Origin of the sequence: Brevundimonas sp. (genome assembly GCF_035626975.1) — a bacterium.
Classification (GTDB): Bacteria; Pseudomonadota; Alphaproteobacteria; order Caulobacterales; family Caulobacteraceae; genus Brevundimonas.
This window is the reverse complement of the sequence record NZ_DASPMQ010000032.1, coordinates 1-18,627: the sequence shown is the minus strand read 5'-3', so window position 1 is coordinate 18,627 and position 18,627 is coordinate 1. Positions and strand designations below refer to the sequence as shown.

At 69.8% G+C, this 18,627-nt stretch carries 18 protein-coding genes, 3 tRNA genes and 1 pseudogene; 9 read left to right on the top strand and 13 right to left on the bottom strand.

Annotation, left to right across the window (positions count from 1 at the left end; genetic code table 11):
* The 3 genes from VEB62_RS08330 to VEB62_RS08320 all read right to left on the bottom strand — a co-directional run.
* Positions 1-141: GTP-binding protein (locus VEB62_RS08330; RefSeq protein ID WP_292125566.1), on the bottom strand; the 141-nt coding region annotated here is incomplete at its 3' end.
* 63 nt (positions 142-204) lie between these two features.
* Positions 205-278 (bottom strand) — tRNA-Gly (locus VEB62_RS08325).
* Between the two features lie 75 nt (positions 279-353).
* Positions 354-437 (bottom strand) — tRNA-Tyr (locus VEB62_RS08320).
* 147 nt (positions 438-584) lie between these two features.
* Here VEB62_RS08320 and rlmB point away from each other — a divergent pair.
* Positions 585-1,499, top strand: coding sequence for a 23S rRNA (guanosine(2251)-2'-O)-methyltransferase RlmB (rlmB, locus tag VEB62_RS08315; protein WP_324797952.1), 915 nt, complete (start codon positions 585-587; stop codon positions 1,497-1,499).
* A gap of 50 nt (positions 1,500-1,549) precedes the next feature.
* Positions 1,550-2,377 carry a TerC family protein gene (locus VEB62_RS08310; protein ID WP_324797950.1) on the top strand — a complete coding sequence of 276 codons (828 nt, stop codon included), beginning with the start codon at positions 1,550-1,552 and terminating at the stop codon, positions 2,375-2,377.
* 47 nt (positions 2,378-2,424) lie between these two features.
* Here VEB62_RS08310 and VEB62_RS08305 read toward each other — a convergent pair whose 3' ends face one another.
* Together VEB62_RS08305 and metG are read right to left on the bottom strand one after the other, a co-directional pair.
* Positions 2,425-3,084 carry a lysozyme inhibitor LprI family protein gene (locus VEB62_RS08305; protein ID WP_324797948.1) on the bottom strand — a complete coding sequence of 220 codons (660 nt, stop codon included), beginning with the start codon at positions 3,082-3,084 and terminating at the stop codon, positions 2,425-2,427.
* Positions 3,085-3,148: 64 nt separating this feature from the next.
* Positions 3,149-4,855 (bottom strand): methionine--tRNA ligase, encoded by a 1,707-nt coding sequence (metG, locus tag VEB62_RS08300; RefSeq protein WP_324797946.1) that lies wholly within the window; start codon positions 4,853-4,855, stop codon positions 3,149-3,151.
* A gap of 100 nt (positions 4,856-4,955) precedes the next feature.
* Here metG and VEB62_RS08295 point away from each other — a divergent pair, with 100 nt between their 5' ends.
* On the top strand, positions 4,956-5,324 hold the full coding sequence (locus tag VEB62_RS08295) for a bleomycin resistance protein (RefSeq protein ID WP_324797943.1): 369 nt from the start codon (positions 4,956-4,958) through the stop codon (positions 5,322-5,324).
* Here the strand turns inward: VEB62_RS08295 and VEB62_RS08290 are convergent.
* Positions 5,311-5,826, bottom strand: coding sequence for a GNAT family N-acetyltransferase (locus VEB62_RS08290; RefSeq protein ID WP_324797940.1), 516 nt, complete (start codon positions 5,824-5,826; stop codon positions 5,311-5,313). The two genes, VEB62_RS08295 and VEB62_RS08290, sit on opposite strands and share 14 nt — an antisense overlap.
* 18 nt (positions 5,827-5,844) lie before the next feature.
* Positions 5,845-7,194: an MATE family efflux transporter gene (locus VEB62_RS08285; protein ID WP_324797937.1), complete on the bottom strand. Its 1,350-nt coding sequence runs from the start codon at positions 7,192-7,194 to the stop codon at positions 5,845-5,847.
* 306 nt (positions 7,195-7,500) lie between these two features.
* Between VEB62_RS08285 and VEB62_RS08280 the strand changes: the two genes are divergently transcribed.
* Both VEB62_RS08280 and VEB62_RS08275 read left to right on the top strand, forming a co-directional pair.
* The gene (locus tag VEB62_RS08280) at positions 7,501-9,093 is read left to right on the top strand and encodes a carboxyl transferase domain-containing protein (RefSeq protein WP_324797934.1); all 1,593 of its coding nucleotides are present in this window, start codon (positions 7,501-7,503) and stop codon (positions 9,091-9,093) included.
* Positions 9,094-9,098: 5 nt separating this feature from the next.
* Positions 9,099-9,491 carry a hypothetical protein gene (locus tag VEB62_RS08275; RefSeq protein WP_324797932.1) on the top strand — a complete coding sequence of 131 codons (393 nt, stop codon included), beginning with the start codon at positions 9,099-9,101 and terminating at the stop codon, positions 9,489-9,491.
* Between the two features lie 24 nt (positions 9,492-9,515).
* On the opposite strand, the gene VEB62_RS08270 is transcribed toward VEB62_RS08275, so the two are convergent.
* Complete coding sequence (locus tag VEB62_RS08270; RefSeq protein ID WP_324797929.1) at positions 9,516-9,878, bottom strand: DUF2200 domain-containing protein; 363 nt, start codon at positions 9,876-9,878, stop codon at positions 9,516-9,518.
* Positions 9,879-9,943: 65 nt separating this feature from the next.
* Here VEB62_RS08270 and VEB62_RS08265 point away from each other — a divergent pair, with 65 nt between their 5' ends.
* The 4 genes from VEB62_RS08265 (at position 9,944) to VEB62_RS08250 (ending at position 15,640) form a co-directional block, all read left to right on the top strand.
* Complete coding sequence (locus tag VEB62_RS08265) at positions 9,944-10,843, top strand: enoyl-CoA hydratase-related protein (protein WP_324797925.1); 900 nt, start codon at positions 9,944-9,946, stop codon at positions 10,841-10,843.
* A 491-nt stretch (positions 10,844-11,334) separates the two neighbouring features.
* Positions 11,335-13,332, top strand: a complete 1,998-nt coding sequence (locus VEB62_RS08260) for an ATP-binding protein (protein WP_324797922.1) — start codon at positions 11,335-11,337, stop codon at positions 13,330-13,332.
* An 8-nt stretch (positions 13,333-13,340) separates the two neighbouring features.
* Positions 13,341-13,742, top strand: a complete 402-nt coding sequence (locus tag VEB62_RS08255) for a DUF1489 family protein (protein WP_324797920.1) — start codon at positions 13,341-13,343, stop codon at positions 13,740-13,742.
* Positions 13,743-13,789: 47 nt separating this feature from the next.
* Positions 13,790-15,640, top strand: coding sequence for a patatin-like phospholipase family protein (locus tag VEB62_RS08250; protein WP_324797918.1), 1,851 nt, complete (start codon positions 13,790-13,792; stop codon positions 15,638-15,640).
* Between the two features lie 256 nt (positions 15,641-15,896).
* On the opposite strand, the pseudogene VEB62_RS08245 reads toward VEB62_RS08250, so the two are convergent.
* From VEB62_RS08245 to VEB62_RS08225, 5 genes and pseudogenes are all read right to left on the bottom strand, one after another.
* Positions 15,897-16,313: pseudogene (locus VEB62_RS08245) on the bottom strand (class I SAM-dependent methyltransferase); the annotation flags it as partial.
* Between the two features lie 24 nt (positions 16,314-16,337).
* A tRNA-His gene (locus VEB62_RS08240) sits at positions 16,338-16,414 on the bottom strand.
* A 174-nt stretch (positions 16,415-16,588) separates the two neighbouring features.
* Entirely contained in the window at positions 16,589-17,335 is a 747-nt protein-coding gene (locus VEB62_RS08235) for a M48 family metallopeptidase (protein ID WP_324797915.1), read from the bottom strand.
* A 118-nt stretch (positions 17,336-17,453) separates the two neighbouring features.
* Complete coding sequence (locus tag VEB62_RS08230) at positions 17,454-18,167, bottom strand: energy transducer TonB (protein WP_324797912.1); 714 nt, start codon at positions 18,165-18,167, stop codon at positions 17,454-17,456.
* 13 nt (positions 18,168-18,180) lie between these two features.
* Positions 18,181-18,624, bottom strand: a complete 444-nt coding sequence (locus tag VEB62_RS08225) for a biopolymer transporter ExbD (RefSeq protein WP_324797953.1) — start codon at positions 18,622-18,624, stop codon at positions 18,181-18,183.
* Positions 18,625-18,627: the final 3 nt, after the last annotated feature.

The window sequence follows — 18,627 nt, the reverse complement described above, 5'->3', positions numbered from 1 at the left end:
GTAGTTCATCGCCTTGCCGCCGCTGGCCTTGGCCAGAACCATCGTGATCGCCGCCGTCAGCGTCGTCTTGCCGTGGTCCACGTGACCGATCGTGCCGATGTTGCAGTGCGGCTTGTTACGTTCGAACTTTTCCTTGGCCATGGCCAAAACTCCTGTGGCCCTGGCCCAGAGATGGGGAGCGGGCGTTGGTCAGCTAGAGAATTCTGGAGCGGGTAGACGGAATCGAACCGACATATTCAGCTTGGAAGGCTGCTGTACTACCATTGTACTATACCCGCACGGAGACTGCGTCGGCCCGAGGGCCTCCGCAGCCGATCCTCCTCGTCGTCCCGGCCGGCCGTTTCGAAAGCGCGTGGTGGGGGAAGCAGGACTCGAACCTGCGAAGCTTACGCAGGGGATTTACAGTCCCCCCCCTTTGCCGCTCGGGACATTCCCCCAGCGCGCTTTTCGAACCGTCGGGCCGTCGCGACGTTGGTCTTTCGACCCCCGGCGCAACAAAAGCTCTCGGTGTCTCGCGTCGCCTGCGATAGGAGGGGCGCCAGACCCGAAAGCCCTCAGGGCTCCAAATCGGAGGGCGTCTTATAGTGTCGAGAAATCCAGAACGCAACGACCGGAAATCGGGCAAAAAACCGGCATCCGGAGGCCGGCCCGGCGGGCGTTCGGACGGGACCCGCCCGTCCGACAAGGGCGCGCCGAAGAGCGGCGGCTGGAACCCCAATCCGCCGGCCCGCGCCGCCGATTCCGCGCCCCGCCCGCCGCGCGGCGGCAAGGCGGACGCCGACAATTTCGTCTGGGGCCGTCACCCCGTGCTGGCCGCCCTCGCCAATCCGGCCCGCAAGGGCATGGGCCGGCTGCTGGCCGTCGGGGACCGCGCCGCCGAGATCGAGCGCGACCGGCTGGCCCCCCATGGCCACAAGGTCGAGGTCATCGAGCCGCAGGCGCTGGACCGGATGCTGCCCGCCGGGGCCGTGCACCAGGGCTTCGCCTTCAAGGTCCAGCCGCTGGAAGGCGTGGCGCTGGAGGACATCGCCGAGCCGGCGTCCGGCGTCATCGTCATGCTGGATCAACTGACCGACCCCCAGAACGTCGGGGCCATCTTCCGCTCGGCCCTGGCCTTCGGCGCGCGCGGGATCGTGGTGCAGGACCGGCATTCGCCGGCGCTGGCCGGTGCGCTGGCCAAGGCCTCGGCCGGGGCGACCGAACGCCTGCCCTGCGCCCGGGTGACCAATCTGAGCCGGGCGCTCGAACGCCTGGCCGACCTCGGCTGGCGGGCGGTCGGCCTCGACGGCGCGGCCGAGGCGACGCTGGAAGAGGCCCTGGACGGCCGGCCGACCGTGCTGGTCCTTGGCTCGGAAGGCGACGGCATCCGCCGCCTCGTGGCCGAACACTGCGACGTGCTGGCGAAGATCCCCATGCCGGGCGGTTTCGAAAGCCTCAATGTGTCCAACGCCGCGGCGGTGGCCCTCTATGTGGCCACGCGCGCGCAATCTGGAACCTGAGGGCGGTTCGCGGCTTGCCGAACCCGTCTCCCCTGCCCTAACAGCGCCGCATGGAATTTCTGAGCTCTCCCGAACTCGCCTCGCAGATGGCCGCCCTCGGCCAGGTGCTGATGATCGACCTGGTGCTGGCCGGCGACAACGCCGTGGCCGTGGGCCTCGCCGCCGCCGCCCTGCCGCAGGAGCAGCGCCGCAAGGCCATCCTGATCGGCCTGGCCGCGGCCGTGGTGCTGCGCATCGGCTTCGCCCTGATCACCGTGCAGTTGCTGGCCATCATCGGCCTGCTGCTCGCCGGCGGCGTGCTGCTGCTGTGGGTGTGCTGGAAGATGTGGCGCGAACTGCGCGAGCAGGCCACCCATGACCAGGCCGAGGCGGAGCACGAGCTGGAGCTCGCCCTGGCCATCGAACACGGCAAGGGGCCAAGCCCGGAAGAGCTGGGCCTGAAGCGCAAGACGCTCGGCGCCGCCCTGGTCCAGATCATGATCGCCGACGTGACGATGTCGCTGGACAATGTGCTGGCCGTGGCCGGCGCGGCCCACGATCATCCGATGATCATGGTGTTCGGCCTGGTGCTGTCGATCGCCCTGATGGGGATCGCCGCCACCTTCATCGCCCGCCTGCTCAACAAGCACCGCTGGATCGGCTACGTCGGCCTGGTCATCGTGCTCTGGGTGGCGCTGCACATGATCTGGGACGGCGCCCGCTCGGTGGTGGTGCGGACCGGGAACACCGAAGCCTTCAACCGCTCGGCCCCGGCCCTCCTCGACATCTCGGCCCACGAGGTCGAGGAATTCACCCGGGGCACGGCCGACGAACATGCAACCGGGTCGCCCGGCGTATCGGCGAACACAGCGGCGAAGGCCGCTCCGCCCGCCCCCTGAACCGCAAAAAAGGCCCGGAGCGATCCGGGCCTTTTCTTTCACGCCCGTCAGCCGGCCCGCGACCGGAACCAGCCGCTGCCCAGGTGGCCGTTGTGCCCGCAGTACGGACGCTGGCCCTGCCCGCCGTCCGGATCCCGTTCCTCGATCCGCAGCATCCCGCCCGTGACCGTGGCCAGGATGCGCCAGCCGGGCTCGCCGTCCACCTCGACCGTCAGCACGCGGTTCGACACCTGTCCGGTCCCGGAGACTTCGCAGGTCCAGCGCGCGTTGACCGGACTGGCGGTGCTGATCGTCAGCTTCAACCGCCCGTCTGCGAGCGCCTCGATCTCCGCCACGCCGGCGGCGTTGCGCCACCGGCCGGTCAGCCCGGCGCCTCGCCGGGTGTCGATGCCGTCGAGGAAGGCGATGCGGTCGCTCATCCGGTCGGCCAGATTCGGAAAATCAGACCACTGTTCCCGGTATTCGAACCATTCGTTCCGCGCGCCGAGAAACCAGCGCTGATCCTCGCCGAGCGCACGCCGGGCCTCGGGGGACAGGGCGCGGCGGACGGCGACATAGCGCCGGTCCATGCGCATATCCAGCCGCGCAAGCTCGAGACTGGAGCAGATGGCGTCCTCGACCGGCTCAAGCGCCGCGGTGCAGTCGAACGACGGCCCCTCGACGATCTGGGGGCTGGCCAGAGCGAGCGCGAACAATCCGGTCAGCATGCCAAACCTCCCGTCGGCGGCCCGGCAGGGTCACGCCGCCCCGCGCGGCCGTCAAGCGGGAGGGTCAGGCCTCGGCCCCGCCGAACCGCTCCGACCACTCGGCCACCTGGGCGTCCTCGATCTTGGTGAACAGCACGCCCGCGGCGGCCACGGCCTGACCGCGCGGCAGCTGATCCAGCAAGGCCTCGTCCGCCGCCGGCCAGCGGAGATCGCTCGCCCCCACCGCCGCCGCGATCTTCTCGGCCGAGAACGGCATCACCGGCGCCGCCAGCCGCGCGAACAGGGCCACCAGGTTCAGCCCGGCCCGCACCCCGACCGCCGCGCGGTCCACGTCGGTCTTGAGGGCGGTCCACGGCGCCGCCTCCTGCAGATATTCGTTGCCCAGCACCCAGACCGCGCGCAGGGCCTGGCAGGCCTTGCGGAACTCCATCGCCTCGAACGCGGCCGTGGCCTCGGCGATGCCGGCGGCGAGGTCGGCCTCCAGCTTGGCCTCCAGCGGCCCCGGCTCGCCCGCATCCGGCACGACGCCGTCGAACTTCGATTCCGCGAACTTGACGATTCGGTTGACGAAATTGCCCAGCACATCGGCCAGGTCCTTGTTGGTCGAGGCCTGGAAATCCTCCCAGGTGAAGGCCGAGTCCGAATGCTCCGGCCCGTAGGCGGTCAGGCGCCAGCGCCAGTAGTCGGCCGGCAGCAGCTCCAGCGCCTGGTCCATGAATACGCCGCGCTTCTGGCTGGTCGAGAATTTGCCGCCGTACCAGTTCAGCCAGTTGAAGGCCTTCAGCGTGTCGACGGTCTTCCACGGCTCGCCCGAGCCGAGGATCGTCGCCGGGAAGCTGACGGTGTGGAAGGCGACATTGTCCTTGCCCATGAACTGGACGTAGCGGACGTCGTCCGCACCCTCGTCGGTGCGCCACCAGTCGCGCCAGGTCCGGCCGGTGGCGTCGGCCCATTCCTCGGTCGCGCCGATGTATTCGATCGGGGCGTCGAACCAGACGTAGAAGACCTTGCCCTCCATGCCCGGGCGCGGTCCGCCGTCGGGACCGACCACCGGCACGCCCCACTTCAGGTCGCGGGTGATGCCCCGGTCGATCAGTCCCTCGTCGAGATGTTTCAGGGCGATCGACTTCGCCAGCGTCTGCCAGTCGGTCTTCGACTCGATCCAGGCCCGGATGCGGTCGGCCAGCTTGGTCTGCAGCAGATACAGGTGCCGCGTGTCGCGCACCTCGAGATTGCGCGAGCCTGACACCGCCGAATAGGGATCGATCAGGTCGGTCGGGTCGAGCAGCCGCCCGCAGTTGTCGCACTGGTCCCCCCGCGCGCCGACATAGGCGCAGTGCGGGCAGGTCCCTTCCACATAGCGGTCGGGCAGGAAGCGGGCGTCGTCGACCGAATAGATCATCCGGTCGACCCGCTCCTCGATCAGGCCGTTCTTCTCGAGGACGTCGGCGAAATGCTGGGTCAGGCGATGGTTGGGCGCGTTCGACGAGCGGCCGAACCAGTCGTAGCTGAGGCCGAACCGCTCGCCCGCGGTCTTCTGGATCTCGTGCTGCTCGTCGCAATAGGTCCGCACGTCCTGCCCGGCCGCGGCGGCGGCCAGCTCGGCCGGGGTGCCGTGCTCGTCGGTCGCGCAGATGTAGAGCACCTCATGCCCCTGGGCCCGCTTGAACCGGGCGTAGACGTCGGCCGGCAGCATCGACCCGGCCAGATTCCCCAGATGCTTGATGCCGTTGATATACGGCAGGGCCGAGGTGATCAGGATGCGGGCCATGGGAATCCGGGAGTCGGGGGGAGCGGACGGATATAGAGGCCATGGCCGCTGACGTCACCTCAGCCTGTGCGATCACGGGCGCCGGGTGTAAATTCCGGCCATGGCCATCATCCCCACCGTCAAATGCAGCGACATCCTGCGCTCGGTCGACTTCTACACCGGCGTGCTGGATTTCGAGGTGCGGCGGGCGTGGTCCGAGCTGACCGACCCGGGCTTCGCCTGGCTCACGCGCGGCGGCGATGTCCTGCACCTGTCCAGCCACCGCGGCGACGGCGTCTTCGGCCAGGCGGTCGTCGTCGACGTCCCCGAGGTCGACGCCCTGTTCGAAACCTTCCGCGCGCGCGGCCTCGATCCGTCGCACAAGCCGGACTCGCCCGTCCATCAGGGACCTCTCGACCAGACCTGGGGCACGCGCGAATTCTATGTCGACGACCCGGACGGAAACACCTTGCGGTTCACCCGGCGCTAGGCGGGAATTCGAAAACGTCGCGATCCTTGCCGTCCGGAAACCGCTCGCGAACGATCCGGCTCCCGCCCAGACTCGCGATCAGGCTGCGCGCGGCCGCGTTGTCGTCGTCGCAATGCGTCTCGACCCGTGGCCAGCCCAGGCTTTCATGGCCGAACCGGATCGCGGCAAGCGAGGCCTCGCGCGCGAAGCCCTGCCGTCGTTGCTGCGGCAGCACCCACCAGGTCAGCTCCGGCCGGGGCCAACCGGTCGGCCAGTACAGGCCGCATCCTCCCACGGCCTCCCCGTCGTCACGCCGCTCGACCACCCACATTCCGTAGCCGCGCAGGCTCCAGTGGCCGAGATCGCGGGCCAGCCGGCTCCAGGCCGCGACGGGCGAAAGGGGGCCGCCGTAGAAGGCCGAAGCCTCGGCGTCCCCGTAGAAGCGGACATATATCGCGCTGTCCGCCTCCCGGGGGGCCCTGAGCACCAGCCGTTCGGTGAGGATTTCAGTGATGTCCGTCATGCCGCCGCCACCCTGCGCTCAGGCCGCGACCTGCGGCAGCCGCCTCGCCACCCTGACGAACCGCCCCGTCAGCAGCGCCGACGACACCAGGCTGGCGATGATCACCGCCCAGACCAGTCCGTCGACCCCGATCTGGTGCGCCAACCCCCAGCCCAGCGGCATCATCACCAGGGTGTAGGCCCCGAAATGCATGATGGTCGGCCACCAGACGTCGCCCGCCGCGCGGTTGGCCGAGGCCGAGACCACCTGGATGCCGTCGGCCACGAAGAACAGCGTCGCCAGCACCAGCGCCGGTATCACCACCGCCAGCAGGGCCGGATCGCGGTTGTAGGCGCTGGCCACCCACGGCGCCGTCGGCCACAGCACCAGCGCCACCGCCAGCGTCAGGGCGCTGACAACCCCGATCCCGACCAGTCCGGCCCGCAGCACGCCGCGTCCGTCGCCGGCGCCATAGGCCCGTCCGACCAGCACCGCCGTCGCCGCCGACAGCCCCATCGGGACCATGAAGACGATGGCCGAGACGTTCAGCACGATGGTCCAGGCCGCCGTCTCGATCGCCCCCAGCTGGCCGGCGATGAAGGTCATGGCCGCGAAGGCCCCGACCTCGATGAAATAGCTGGAGCCCGCGCCGTAGCCGATCTTTCGCTGCTCGCGCTCGGCGGCGGGATCGCGGCGCGGGCGGTCGAACACGCCCAACCCCCGCGCGCCGGGCAGGCGCACGATGTAGACGATCAGGAACACGGCCAGGGAGGTCCGCGCGAAGAAGGTCGCCCAGGCGGAGGCCACGGCCCCGTCCAGCCCGATCCCCGGCAGGTCGGGCACCAGCAGCAGGTTCAGCGCCAGGTTGATGCCGTTGGCCACCCACATGGCCCACATGCCGGCGCGCGGCCGGTGCATGGCCTCGAGGAAGAACTGGGCCGCCACGCTGACCAGATAGCCGGGCATCGACAGGGCGAAGACCACCAGCACCGGCGACGCCCCCTCGCCCAGCCCATCGGCCAACCCCATGTGGCGCAGCGCCCACGGCCCGACCAGGATCATGCCGATCATGGCGGCGATCCCCAGCTGCAGCGAATAGACCACGCCCCGGCGCAGCACCGCCCCGACCTCGGCCCGCCGCCCCTCGCCGAGGAAGCGGGCGGTCATCACCTGCACCCCCATCATCAGCCCGACCGCCGTGGTCACCACGATCGCCGTCGGCGCCAGCGCCAGCGAGCTGTAAGCCAGCTCCAGCCCGGACCAGTTGCCGACCACGATCACGTCGGTCAGCCCCATGGTCATGATGCCGATGCGCGCCAGCACCACCGGCCACGCGAGGTGCAGCAGGTCTTTCAGGGTGGCGCGGGTCTGGGGGCTGAAGGCGATCATGGGAGGCGCGACAGGCCATGGGGAGCGCGCGGGGTCAACCCGGGTTTGCGAGCGGGTGACATAAGCTCTCTTTGCTTTCGTCATTCCGGGCGCAGGCGCGCAGCGCCGGAGACCCGGAACCCAGCGGCGCGCGCGAGCGCGAACCTGTCGGGAGCACAGGCGCCTGACTCCCTCTACATCCGGTGTTTCGCCGCCGTCGCGGCGCCGCTGGGTTCCGGGTCTGCGGCCCGCTGCGCGAGCCTTCGCCCGGAATGACGATGGCTAATTGCTATGGAGCGTTCGCCGGAACCACCCTAAACCAGCCCCATGCCCAAGCTGACGTCCGCCATCGATCCGAACAGCCCGGCCTTCAAGGCCCTCGACGCCCACAACCGCGCCCTCAGGGACGAACTCCACGCCCGCGTCGCCCAGGCCGCGCTCGGCGGCCCCGAGAAGTCCCGCGAACGCCACGTCGCGCGCGGCAAGCTGCTCCCCCGCGACCGCGTCGAACGGCTGCTGGACCCCGGCTCGCCCTTCCTCGAGATCGGCCAGCTGGCCGCCAACGACATGTACAAGGGCGAGGCCCCCGGCGCCGGCATGATCTGCGGGATCGGCCGGGTCTCGGGCCGCGAGGTGATGATCGTCGCCAACGACCCGACGGTGAAGGGCGGCGCCTATTTCCCGATGACGGTGAAGAAGCACCTGCGGGCCCAGGAGATCGCCGAGCAGAACAACCTGCCCTGCGTCTATCTGGTCGATTCCGGCGGCGCCAATCTGCCGCACCAGGCCGAGGTCTTCCCCGACCGCGACCACTTCGGGCGCATCTTCTTCAACCAGGTGCGGATGTCGGCCAGGGGCATCCCCCAGATCGCCTGCGTCATGGGCAGCTGCACCGCCGGCGGCGCCTATGTCCCGGCCATGTCGGACGAGACGGTGATCGTCCGCGAACAGGGCACCATCTTCCTCGCCGGCCCGCCGCTGGTGAAGGCCGCCACGGGCGAGGTCATCTCGGCGGAGGAACTGGGCGGGGCCGAGACCCACGGCCGCCGCTCCGGCGTGGTCGACTATGTCGCCGAAAACGACGAGCACGCGCTCGAGATCGTCCGCACCATCGTCGACAGCCTGAACACCGTGAAGCGGGTCGACCTCGACGTGCGCGAGCCCCGCGCCCCCGCCTTCGACGCCGAAGAGCTCTACGGCCTGATCCCCGACGACGTCCGCGCCCCCTACGACGTGCGCGAGGTCATCGCCCGCCTCGTCGACGGCTCCGAGTTCGACGAGTTCAAGGCCCTGTACGGCACGACCCTGGTCTGCGGCTTCGCCCGCCTCTGGGGCTACCCCGTCGCCATCCTCGCCAACAACGGCGTGTTGTTCTCCGAGAGCGCGCTCAAGGGCGCCCATTTCATCGAACTGGCCTGCAAGCGGAAGATTCCGCTGGTCTTCCTGCAGAACATCTCGGGCTTCATGGTCGGCGGCAAATACGAGGCCGAGGGCATCGCCAAGAACGGCGCCAAGCTGGTCACCGCCGTCGCCTCGGCCGAGGTGCCCAAATTCACCGTCCTGATCGGCGGCAGCTTCGGGGCCGGCAACTACGGCATGTGCGGCCGCGCCTTCGGTCCCCGCTTCCTGTTCACCTGGCCCAACAGCCGGATCAGCGTCATGGGCGGCGAACAGGCCGCCGCCGTCCTCGCCACGGTCCACCGCGACGCCGAGACCTGGACGCCCGAGGAGGCCGAGGCCTTCAAGGCCCCCGTCCGCCAGAAATACGAGGACGAGGGCAATCCGTACCACGCCACCGCCCGCCTCTGGGACGACGGGGTCATCGATCCGGTGCAGACCCGGGATGTGCTGGGGCTGGCGATCAGCGCCAGCCTCAATGCGCCGATCCCGGAGACGACGTTCGGCGTGTTCAGGATGTGATGGGGATGCGCATCGGTGTCCCCATCCTCATCCTCGGCTTCGCGCTGTCTGCCTGCGCCACGGCGACGGATCCCCTTCCCCCTGCGTTCGACGGAGCGTGGGACCTGACGCCGGCCGCCTGCGCCGATCCGGATGGCTTGTCCCGCCTCGGCATCGCGGGCGCCACACTTCAGTACTACGAATGGGGCGGGAACGTCCTCTCCGCCCGGTCAGACGGCGACGGCCCGGTCCGGGTGGTGCTGGACTGGTGGGACACGAGCGACACTGACGCCAACGAACAACCGATCACCCGGCGTCGCACCGGCGAGCTGACGCTTTCGCCGGATCGATCCACTCTCCAGATCGTCATCGACGGTGAGGCGACGTCCTACGTTCGCTGCCCTGCGGCGCCCCGGTGACCGCAAACCGGCCGAAGCCACCGATCACCCCGCCCGCAGAATCCTCTCCATCGCCTTCCCCTTCGCCAGCTCGTCGACCAGCTTGTCGAGGTAGCGGAGCTCGCGCATGAAGGGGTCCTCGATCTCCTCGACCCGATATCCGCAGATCATGCCGGTGATCAGCGTCCGCGCCGGGTTCATCGCCGGGGCCCCGGCGAAGAAATCCTCGAACGTCGTCCTCGCCTCCAGCAACGCCTCCAGCTGCGCCTGCGAATAGCCCGTCAGCCAGCGGATCACCTGATCCACCTCCGCCCGCGTCCGGCCCTTCTTTTCCGCCTTGGCGACATAGTGGACGTGGACGCTGGCCACGCTCGTCCGGCGAATGCGATCGGTCGCGCTGGCCGCCATCACGCACGCTCCATGTTCCGTTCCGCCCGCCGCGCGTTATACCGTTGATGCCGCAGGAGACCATCATGGCCGACCCTACCCCCGCCGACCTCAACGCCCTCGACGTCACCCCCGCCGAGGCGGCCGAGATCAACGCCATCTCCCATCCGCTGCTGGCCGGCGCGGCGCCCGACGCCAATGACGAGCTGGTGCAGATCCGCTCGACGGCCGACGGCGTGGTCTTCGTCACCATCAACCGGCCCGAGAAGCGCAACGCCTTCGACGCCCCGACCGTCGCCGCCCTCTACGAGGCCTACGAAACCCTCCAGGGCGCCGACCATGTGCGCGTCGTCTTCGTGCGCGGCGCGGGCGGGACGTTCAGCGCCGGGGCCGACCTCGGCTGGATGCGCGACGCGGCCGGCTGGTCCGAGAGCGACAACCGCGACGACGCCATGGGACTGGCGAAGATGCTCAAGGCCCTGCACGACGTCCCGGCCCTGACCGTGGCCGTCGTCGAGGGCGCGGCCATGGGCGGCGGGGCCGGCATCGTCGCCGCCTGCGACATGGCCGTGGCGGTCAAGGGAACCCGCTTCGCCTTCTCCGAGGTCAAGCTGGGCCTGATCCCCGCCACCATCGCCCCCTATGTGGTCGAGGCCGTCGGCGCCCGCACCGCCCGGGCCCTGTTCATGACCGCCGACGGCTTCGACGCCGACGCCGCGAAGGACTTCGGCCTGGTCGGCCATGTGCTCGCCTCCGCCGACGAGATCGACGGCTTCGTCACCGCCTTCTCCGACAGCATGAAGGCCTGCGCCCCCGGCGCGGTCGGCGACGCCAAGCGTCTGGTCCACCACGTGGCCGGCCACAGGCTGGATCACGGCCTGATGGAGGACACCGCCCGTCGCATCGCCCACGCCCGCGTCTCCGACGAAGGCCAGGAAGGCGTCCGCGCCTACCTCGAGAAGCGCAAGCCCCGCTGGGCGGAGTAGGCGGCGCCATCCACCCACCAACGGCTATCGTCGTCCTTCGGCAAGCCGCGCAGCGGCGCAGACCGGAGGCCCCGGCGGCGCGCGCGAGCGCGACCCTGCCGGGAGCGCCCTGCTGAACCCGCCTGCCTGAACAGGTCGCCTTCGGCGCCGCTGGGTCCTCCGGTCTCGGCTTCGCCTCGCCGAAGGATGACGATAGCGGTGTGGGGAACCATGACGCTGTGCTGACAATCCGCGAATCCATAGTCAGGTTCAGCGGAAAATCTCCGGCACTTTCAAGCATATCGCAGATTCCCGAACCGATCTTCCCGCCGCAGGAAGCCGCCGTCATACACTCCTGCCCATCCCGTCAGTCGGGAGGCGTCCCGTCCAGTGTCCCATCCATCCCCCTCGACGAGTCAGACTCTTCAGACTGTTCAGACCCTGTTTTTCGTCTGACCCCTCCGCCTCCGCCGTCCCTTCTCCCGCATCGGAACTCCGGCTAGACACGACCCATGTTCAAATCCGTCCTGGTCGCCAATCGCGGCGAGATCGCCTGCCGCGTGTTCCGCACCGCCCGCCGCATGGGCCTGCGCACCATCGCCGTCTATTCCGAAGCCGACGCCGGCGCCCTGCACGTCCGCGAGGCCGACGAGGCGGTGCTGATCGGCCCCGCCCCGGCCCGTGAGTCCTACCTCGACGCCGCGAAAGTTCTGGCAGCCGCGAAGCAGACCGGCGCCGAGGCCATCCACCCCGGCTATGGCTTCCTGTCCGAGAACGCCGACTTCGCCGAGGCGGTCGCCGCCGCCGGCATCGTCTGGATCGGCCCGAAGCCGGCGTCGATCCGCGCCATGGGCCTCAAGGACGCCGCCAAGATGCTGATGATCGAGGCCGGCGTGCCCGTCACCCCGGGCTATCAGGGCGAGGACCAGTCCGACGCCGTCCTGACCGCCGAGGCCGCCCGTATCGGCTATCCCGTCCTGATCAAGGCCGTCGCCGGCGGCGGCGGCAAGGGCATGAAGCGCGTCGACCGCCCCGAAGACTTCGCCGACGGCCTCGCCTCCGCCCGGCGCGAGGGCCAGTCCTCCTTCGGCGACCCCCGCGTCCTGATCGAGAGCTACATCACCCGTCCCCGCCACATCGAGGTGCAGGTGTTCGGCGACAGCCATGGCAATGTCGTCCACCTCCACGAGCGCGACTGCTCCCTGCAGCGCCGCCACCAGAAGGTCATCGAGGAGGCCCCCGCGCCCGGCATGGACGCGGCTGTCCGCAAGGCCGTCACCGACGCCGCCGTCCGCGCCGCCCGCGCCGTGAACTACGAGGGCGCCGGCACCATCGAATTCATCGCCGACGCCTCCGACGGCCTCAAGGCCGACCGAATCTGGTTCATGGAGATGAACACCCGCCTCCAGGTCGAGCACCCGGTCACCGAGGCGGTCACCGGCGTCGACCTCGTCGAATGGCAGTTCCGCGTCGCCGCCGGCGAGCCGATCCCGCTGAAGCAGGAAGACATCCCCCTCAACGGCTGGGCCATGGAAGCCCGCCTCTACGCCGAGGACCCGGCCAACGGCTTTCTGCCCAGCATCGGCAGGCTGGAGCATTTCCACCTGCCGGAGGACATCCGCGTCGACACGGCCGTGGAACAGGGCGGCGAGGTCAGCCAGTTCTACGACCCGATGATCGCCAAGCTGATCGTCCACGAGGACACCCGCGAAGCGGCCGCCGAAGCCCTCGCCGACGCCTGCGCCTCGGTCGAGGTCTGGCCGGTCAAGACCAACGCCGGCTTCCTCGTCCGCTGCCTTGAGCACCCCCGGTTCGTCGATGGCGACGTGGACACCGGCTTCATCGGAGCTGAGGAGTCATCTCTTCTGCATGAGGTCTCGGACGTGCCGGCGATCGCCGCCGTGGTGGACCTGGCCGCAGGCCTCCATGTCCGGGAAGATCACGTCTCCACAAACGCCTGGATCGCGCCATGGTCGCCATTCGCCGGCCGGATTCCCGGGTTCCGGCTCAATGCCGCGCCCAATGCGATCTTCCAGGCCAGACTCAACGGCGAACGGATCGAGGCGCGTCTGCAATCCGCCCTGAAGGGCGACGAGACTTGGATTGTCGATTACGGCGGGCGAACCACAAGGGCGCGGCCGGTGTTCGGCCGGATCGAGGTCGGCGAGGATGACGGGGTCCGGATCGCTCCTCGCCTGCTCGCGGATGATGCTTCGATCCTGTTCCGCCGAGGCGAAGTCTACGAGGTCCGCCCCTATAGCTATGAAGCCGGAGCCGCCTCCGGCCCCGCCTCCGACGGCGCCCTCCGCGCCCCCATGCCCGGCAAGATCGTCGCCACGCCCGCCAAACCCGGCGACACGGTTTCCAGAGGCCAGCCCATCGTGGTGCTGGAAGCAATGAAGATGGAGCACGCCCTCGTCGCCCCGTTCGACGGGGTGGTGGAGACCGTGGGCGTCTCGGTCGGCGATCAGGTCACGGACGGGACGGTGCTGGCGACGGTGACCGCCTAGGCGCCGCCATGACCACCCTCCACATGATCAAGCTGTGCGTCGGCGTCGCCAGGGTCGAGACGCTGGAGCGCCGCGCCGCCAAGGGCGAATGGCTGACCGTCCACACCCGGATGACGCCCAAACGCGCCGCCGAGCTCGAGGACGGCGGCTCGCTGTTCTGGGTCATGAAGGGCTCCGTCGTCTGCCGCATGCCGATCCTCGACATCTCGACGAAGGGCGAGGGCAAGGCCAGCATGTGCCACATCAAGCTGTCGCCCGACGTGGTCCGCACCGCCCCCCAGGCCCGCCGCCCCTTCCAGGGCTGGCGCTACCTCGAGCCGAAGGACGCCCCGCCCGACCTCTCTTCACTGGACGCCGGCGAGGTGCCGGAGGATCTGGCCAAACGGCTGCGGGAAATGGGCGCGTGGTGACGGCCCGCCTCTCGCTAACGCCCCGCGACTCCCGCTAGGCTCCCGCGATGGCCCCTGTCCGCTCCGACCGGCTGGAAGACGCCCTGCACCGCATCTTCGAGGGCGGCAAGAATACGCGCGCCAGCTGGTTCGCCCTGACCGGCGGCGAGACCCTGTTCGCCGAGGGCGATGTCGCCGACACCCTCTATCTGGTCCGCACCGGTCGACTGGGCGTGTTCCGCCGCGACGCCGACGAGGACCGCCCGCCCCTGTTCGTCGGCGTCATCCGCCCCGGGGAGCCGGCCGGCGAGATGGCCATGCTCGCAGGCACCGAGCACACGGCCGATATCGTCGCCCTGCGCGACTCCGAGGTGCTGGCCCTGCCCCGCGACGCCTTCTTCGAAGCCGCCCGCACCGAGCCCGACCTGATGGTCGAGCTGTCTCGGCTGATGATCCAGCGCGCCCGCGACCGGCGCTCGGGCGGCGGCGAGCCCAGCGTGTTCGGCTTCATCTCGGCCCGCCCCCGCCCGATCCGCGCCTTCGTCGAGCGCATCGCCGCCGCCATCGAGGCCGACGGCTTCACCTGCCAGGTCATCGACCATTCGGCCCTGTCGTCCGCCTCCGAATGGTTCAGCCGGGTCGAGGACGCCCACGACTTCGTCCTCTATGTCGCCGAGATGGACGAGCCGGCCTGGGGCGCCCTGTGCGCGCGGCAGGTCGACCGGGTCTTCGTCGTCGGCGCCGGCCTGATGGCGCCACCCAACCGGCCCCTGCCCCATGCGGGCGTGCTGGACGCCCAGCGCCGCACCGACCTGATCCTGCTGCGCGATCCGCGCATGGCCCACCCGGCCAACACCGCCGTCTGGCTCGATGCGATCGGTCCGGGACGCTGGTTCCAGGCCGTCGAGGGCGACCAGGCCGACGCCGAGCGGATGGGCCGGGTCATCACCGGCTCGGCCGTGGGCGTGGTCATGTCGGGCGGCGGCGCCCGCGCCTATTCGCACATCGGGGCGCTCAAGGCCCTCAAGGAAGCCGGCGTGCCGATCGACTTCGTCGGCGGCGCCTCGATGGGGGCGGTGATCGCCGCCGGACCGGCCCTGAATTGGTCGCAAGAAGAGCTGGAAGCCCGCATCCGCAAGGCCTTCGTGCAGAGCGATCCGCTCTCCGACCTGACCTTCCCGATGCTGGCCATGACCCGCGCCGGCAAGGTCGACCGCCTGCTGGAGGAGGCCTACGGCGACGTCGACCTGGCCGATCTGCACCGCCCCTTCTTCGCCGTCTCGACCAACCTGACCAGCGGCCGGATCGAGGTTCACCGGCGCGGGCTGATGCGGCGGGCCATGCGGGCCTCGATCTCGATCCCGGGCCTGCTGCCGCCGGTGGTCATCGACGGCCAGGTGCTGGTCGACGGCGCGGTGCTGAAGAACCTGCCGGCCGAGGTCATGCGCCAGATGAACTCCGGCCCCGTGATCGGCGTGGACATGTCGCAAACGCGCGGCGTCGATCCGGAGACAATCGAGCATCCACCCTCGATCTGGCGGCTGATCGCTACCGGCGCGTGGCGCCGCGGCCCGCCGATCGTGTCGATTCTGATGCGCTCGGCCACCCTGACCACCGACGCCGATCTGGAAAGCTCGCGCGCCGCCACCGATCTGCTGATCCAGCCGACCCCGGATGGCATCGATATCCGCGACTGGAAGGGGTTCGACCCCGGCGTGGAAGCCGGCTACCGCGCCACGCGAGAGGCGCTGGCGGGGCTCGACGGCCCGGTCACCCAGCTGCGGCGCCGCGTTCGGGTCAGCGTTTCCGCGCCACCAGAAACAGGCGCGGAAACGGCATCAGCGTCACCCCGTCCGGTCGCCGGGGAAACGCCGCGGAAAGGCGAGCGCCGAGGGCGTCGAGGAAGGCCTCCCGCATGACCGCGTCCGGCAGGGCGGCGAGATACGGCCGCAGGGCCGTGCCCTTCATCCATTCCAGCACGGCGTCCGGACCCGCCAGCGCCTGCAGATAGAGGGTCGACCAGACATCGACGGCCTCGCAGCCCTCGGCCAGCACGGAATAACAGGCTTCCGGCTCCAGCAGCGGCGCGACCGGGACGACACCGGCCAGCATCGCGGCCCAAGGTCCCTCGCCGGCGACCTCGCGCATCAGCGCATGGTGGCGCGTCTCATGCGCCATCGGCATCTGCACGGCGATGACGCCGCCGGGGGCCAGATGCCCGACCAGACGCCGCAACAGCGCCTCGTGATCCGGCAGCCAGTGCAGCGAGGCGTTGGCCCAGATCAGATCCGCCGGCCGCTCCGGCGCCCAGGCCGCGATGTCGCCCAACCGCCAGTCGATATCGGCCTCGCCCGCCCGCGCCTGATCCAGCATGGCCGCGCTGGAATCCAGCCCGTGCACCCGCGCTTCCGGGTAGCGGCGCTTCAGCAGCACCGCCTGCCGACCCGGGCCGCAGCCCAGGTCCCAGACCTCCGCCGGCGCCAGGCCGTGCGGCAGCCGCGCCAGCAGGTCCAGCGCGGCGCGATCGCGCTCGCCTTCGAAGCGATTGTACTGGTCGGGGTCCCAGGCGGGCGGCGTGTCGGTCACGGCCATGACGCGCTCCGGTCCCGGGAAGGATGGTACCGCCTCTCAGGCTTGAACTGAGGACCTCCGGTTCCACAAACCGGCGCTCTAACCAACTGAGCTAAGGCGGCGCAAGCCCGCACGAAGGGGCGACGCGAGGGCGGTGTCTAGCCGTGTCGCTGGCCTCGATCAAGTTGGATTTGGAAGATTGGGGCGAGGGCGACGGCGCATCTGGTGGCCCGCGCAGGAACGACGGCGAATCGGCCTTCCTTGCCCGTCCCTCGCCCGTCGCCCCTGCCTTCCCCTCAATTCCACCCCTGGCTGGCGATATACTGCTCCAGCGCCGCGATCCGGCTGGCGTCGGACGGGTGGGTCGAGGCGAACTCGGGGGTCGACCCCTGCCGCTGTTCGGCCATCAGCCGCCACAGGGCGACGGCCTCGGACGGCCGGTATCCGGCCCGCTGCATATAGTCGACGCCGAGGCGATCGGCCTCGAGTTCATGCCGGCGCGAGAACGGCAGCAGTACGCCCAGCTGGGCGCCGAGCCCGCCGATGGCGCCGGCCGCCTTGGCGTAGTCGCCGGCGGCGCTCTGGACGCCGCTCAGCACCAGGCTGGTCGCGGCGGTGGAGGAATAGCGTTCGGCGGCGTGACGGGCGACGACGTGCCCGACTTCGTGGCCGAGGACGGCGGCCAGCTGGTCGTCGTTTCGAACCAGGGCCAGCAGGCCGGTGGTCACGCCGATCTTGCCCGAGGGCAGGACGAAGGCGTTCGGCTTCTGGCTGACGAAGACGGCGTAGTCCCAACTCCGGTCGGTCAGGCCGGCGGCCTCGACGATGCGGGTCCCGACGCGGCGGACGCGGGCGTTGGCGGCGGCGTCGGACGAGGTCGGCTGCGTGCGCAGGGCCTGGGCCCAGGCCGCCTCTGACTGCTGCGTCAGGGCGTTGTCGTCGACGATCAGGAACTGGCTGCGGCCCAGGGTCTCGTTGTAGGCGCAGCCCGCGGTCGACAGGGCGGTGGTCGCGGCGAGGGCGAGGATCAGGGGGCGGTTCATGACGGGCTCCATTCAAGCTCGCCCCACAACGCCTGAACGGGATCGACGCTCCCGCCGCAAACGAAAACGCCCCGGCCGCTGGGGCCGGGGCGTTCGTCGCAGGACCGACTTTGTCGATCTATTCGGGAAGCTGGAACCGCACCCGGAAGCGGGCGCGCCCGCCTTCGGCGACCCCGTCGCGAGTCTGGGGCGAGAACCGCGCCCTGGACATCGAACGGAGGGCGGCCTGACCAAACCCGGCGCCCGCCGGATCTTCCGACGTGATCGAGCAGTTCGTGGCCGAGCCGTTCGGCGACACGGTGCAGACCAGTTCGACCGAGCCCGATTCGATGCCCCGGGACATCGCCCGTTCCGGGAACTCCGGCTGCGGCTGGCGCGCCCAGGTGACGTTGCGGATTTCCGCGGGGCGTGCCGGAGCCGGCGGAGCCGGAGGAGGCGGCGGCGAGTTGGTGATGACCGGCGGGCCCACGTACTCGACCCGGTCCTCCTTCTTCGTCGGCACGATCGCCACCGGCGGAATCGGCGGGGCGTTCGGGAGAGCGACGGGCTCCCGCACCTGCAGCTTCGGCGGCGGAGGCGTATCCGTCGGCGGGGGCGGCGGGGGCGGAGGCGGAGGCGGCGGGATCGGCTCGATCAGCTCGACATCGACGGAATCGTCCGAGAAGACGACCTCGCGCAGCTTGAACTGGGCGTTGACGAAGTAGAAGGCCAGGAGACCAAACAGGAGACACACCACCACGATGCTGGCGATCAGCACGTGCGGCGGGACCCCGAAGATGCCCTTGGGCTTCGGCGGATCGTAGAGACTGCGATGGTATTCGACTTCAGTCATGTGCTCACCGCTCCTACTCTGCCGCTTGGTCTTCGCCGACCAGGGCGACGCTGTAGAAACCACTGTCCTGGAGCGAATTCATGACCTGCATGAAATCGCCGTAGCGGGTGGTCTGGTCCGAGCGGATGAAGATCCGCTCGTCCGACGGTGTCTTGTTGCCGATCAGATCGAGCAGTTCGGCGCCGACGCCGTCGGGACCGGCCAACACCTCGTTGTCGCCGATGTAGACCCGGGAATTCGCCTGGATCGACACATAGAACGGCTTCGGCGGGTTCTGTTGGGGCGGTGCGACCGCGCGCGGCAGTTTGACCTCAACGTTCACGGTGGCGAGCGGGGCCGCCACCATGAAGATGATGAGCAGGACAAGCATGATGTCCACGAACGGCGTGACGTTGATCTCGCTGTTCTGCTCGATGGCGTACCTGCCGCCGCCGCCACCGGAGAGTTTGGCGGCCATCCG

Coding starts and splice junctions, on each gene's coding strand:
- VEB62_RS08270 (WP_324797929.1), bottom strand. CDS start 9,878: ATGGCGGCCAGCGCGACCGATCGCATTCGCCGGACGAGCGTGGCCAGC.
- VEB62_RS08275 (WP_324797932.1), top strand. CDS start 9,099: ATGCGCATCGGTGTCCCCATCCTCATCCTCGGCTTCGCGCTGTCTGCC.
- VEB62_RS08235 (WP_324797915.1), bottom strand. CDS start 17,335: ATGAACCGCCCCCTGATCCTCGCCCTCGCCGCGACCACCGCCCTGTCG.
- VEB62_RS08290 (WP_324797940.1), bottom strand. CDS start 5,826: ATGACGGACATCACTGAAATCCTCACCGAACGGCTGGTGCTCAGGGCC.
- metG (WP_324797946.1), bottom strand. CDS start 4,855: ATGGCCCGCATCCTGATCACCTCGGCCCTGCCGTATATCAACGGCATC.
- VEB62_RS08305 (WP_324797948.1), bottom strand. CDS start 3,084: ATGCTGACCGGATTGTTCGCGCTCGCTCTGGCCAGCCCCCAGATCGTC.
- VEB62_RS08280 (WP_324797934.1), top strand. CDS start 7,501: ATGCCCAAGCTGACGTCCGCCATCGATCCGAACAGCCCGGCCTTCAAG.
- VEB62_RS08265 (WP_324797925.1), top strand. CDS start 9,944: ATGGCCGACCCTACCCCCGCCGACCTCAACGCCCTCGACGTCACCCCC.
- VEB62_RS08295 (WP_324797943.1), top strand. CDS start 4,956: ATGGCCATCATCCCCACCGTCAAATGCAGCGACATCCTGCGCTCGGTC.
- VEB62_RS08250 (WP_324797918.1), top strand. CDS start 13,790: ATGGCCCCTGTCCGCTCCGACCGGCTGGAAGACGCCCTGCACCGCATC.
- VEB62_RS08260 (WP_324797922.1), top strand. CDS start 11,335: ATGTTCAAATCCGTCCTGGTCGCCAATCGCGGCGAGATCGCCTGCCGC.
- VEB62_RS08310 (WP_324797950.1), top strand. CDS start 1,550: ATGGAATTTCTGAGCTCTCCCGAACTCGCCTCGCAGATGGCCGCCCTC.
- VEB62_RS08255 (WP_324797920.1), top strand. CDS start 13,341: ATGACCACCCTCCACATGATCAAGCTGTGCGTCGGCGTCGCCAGGGTC.
- VEB62_RS08225 (WP_324797953.1), bottom strand. CDS start 18,624: ATGGCCGCCAAACTCTCCGGTGGCGGCGGCGGCAGGTACGCCATCGAG.
- VEB62_RS08230 (WP_324797912.1), bottom strand. CDS start 18,167: ATGACTGAAGTCGAATACCATCGCAGTCTCTACGATCCGCCGAAGCCC.
- VEB62_RS08285 (WP_324797937.1), bottom strand. CDS start 7,194: ATGATCGCCTTCAGCCCCCAGACCCGCGCCACCCTGAAAGACCTGCTG.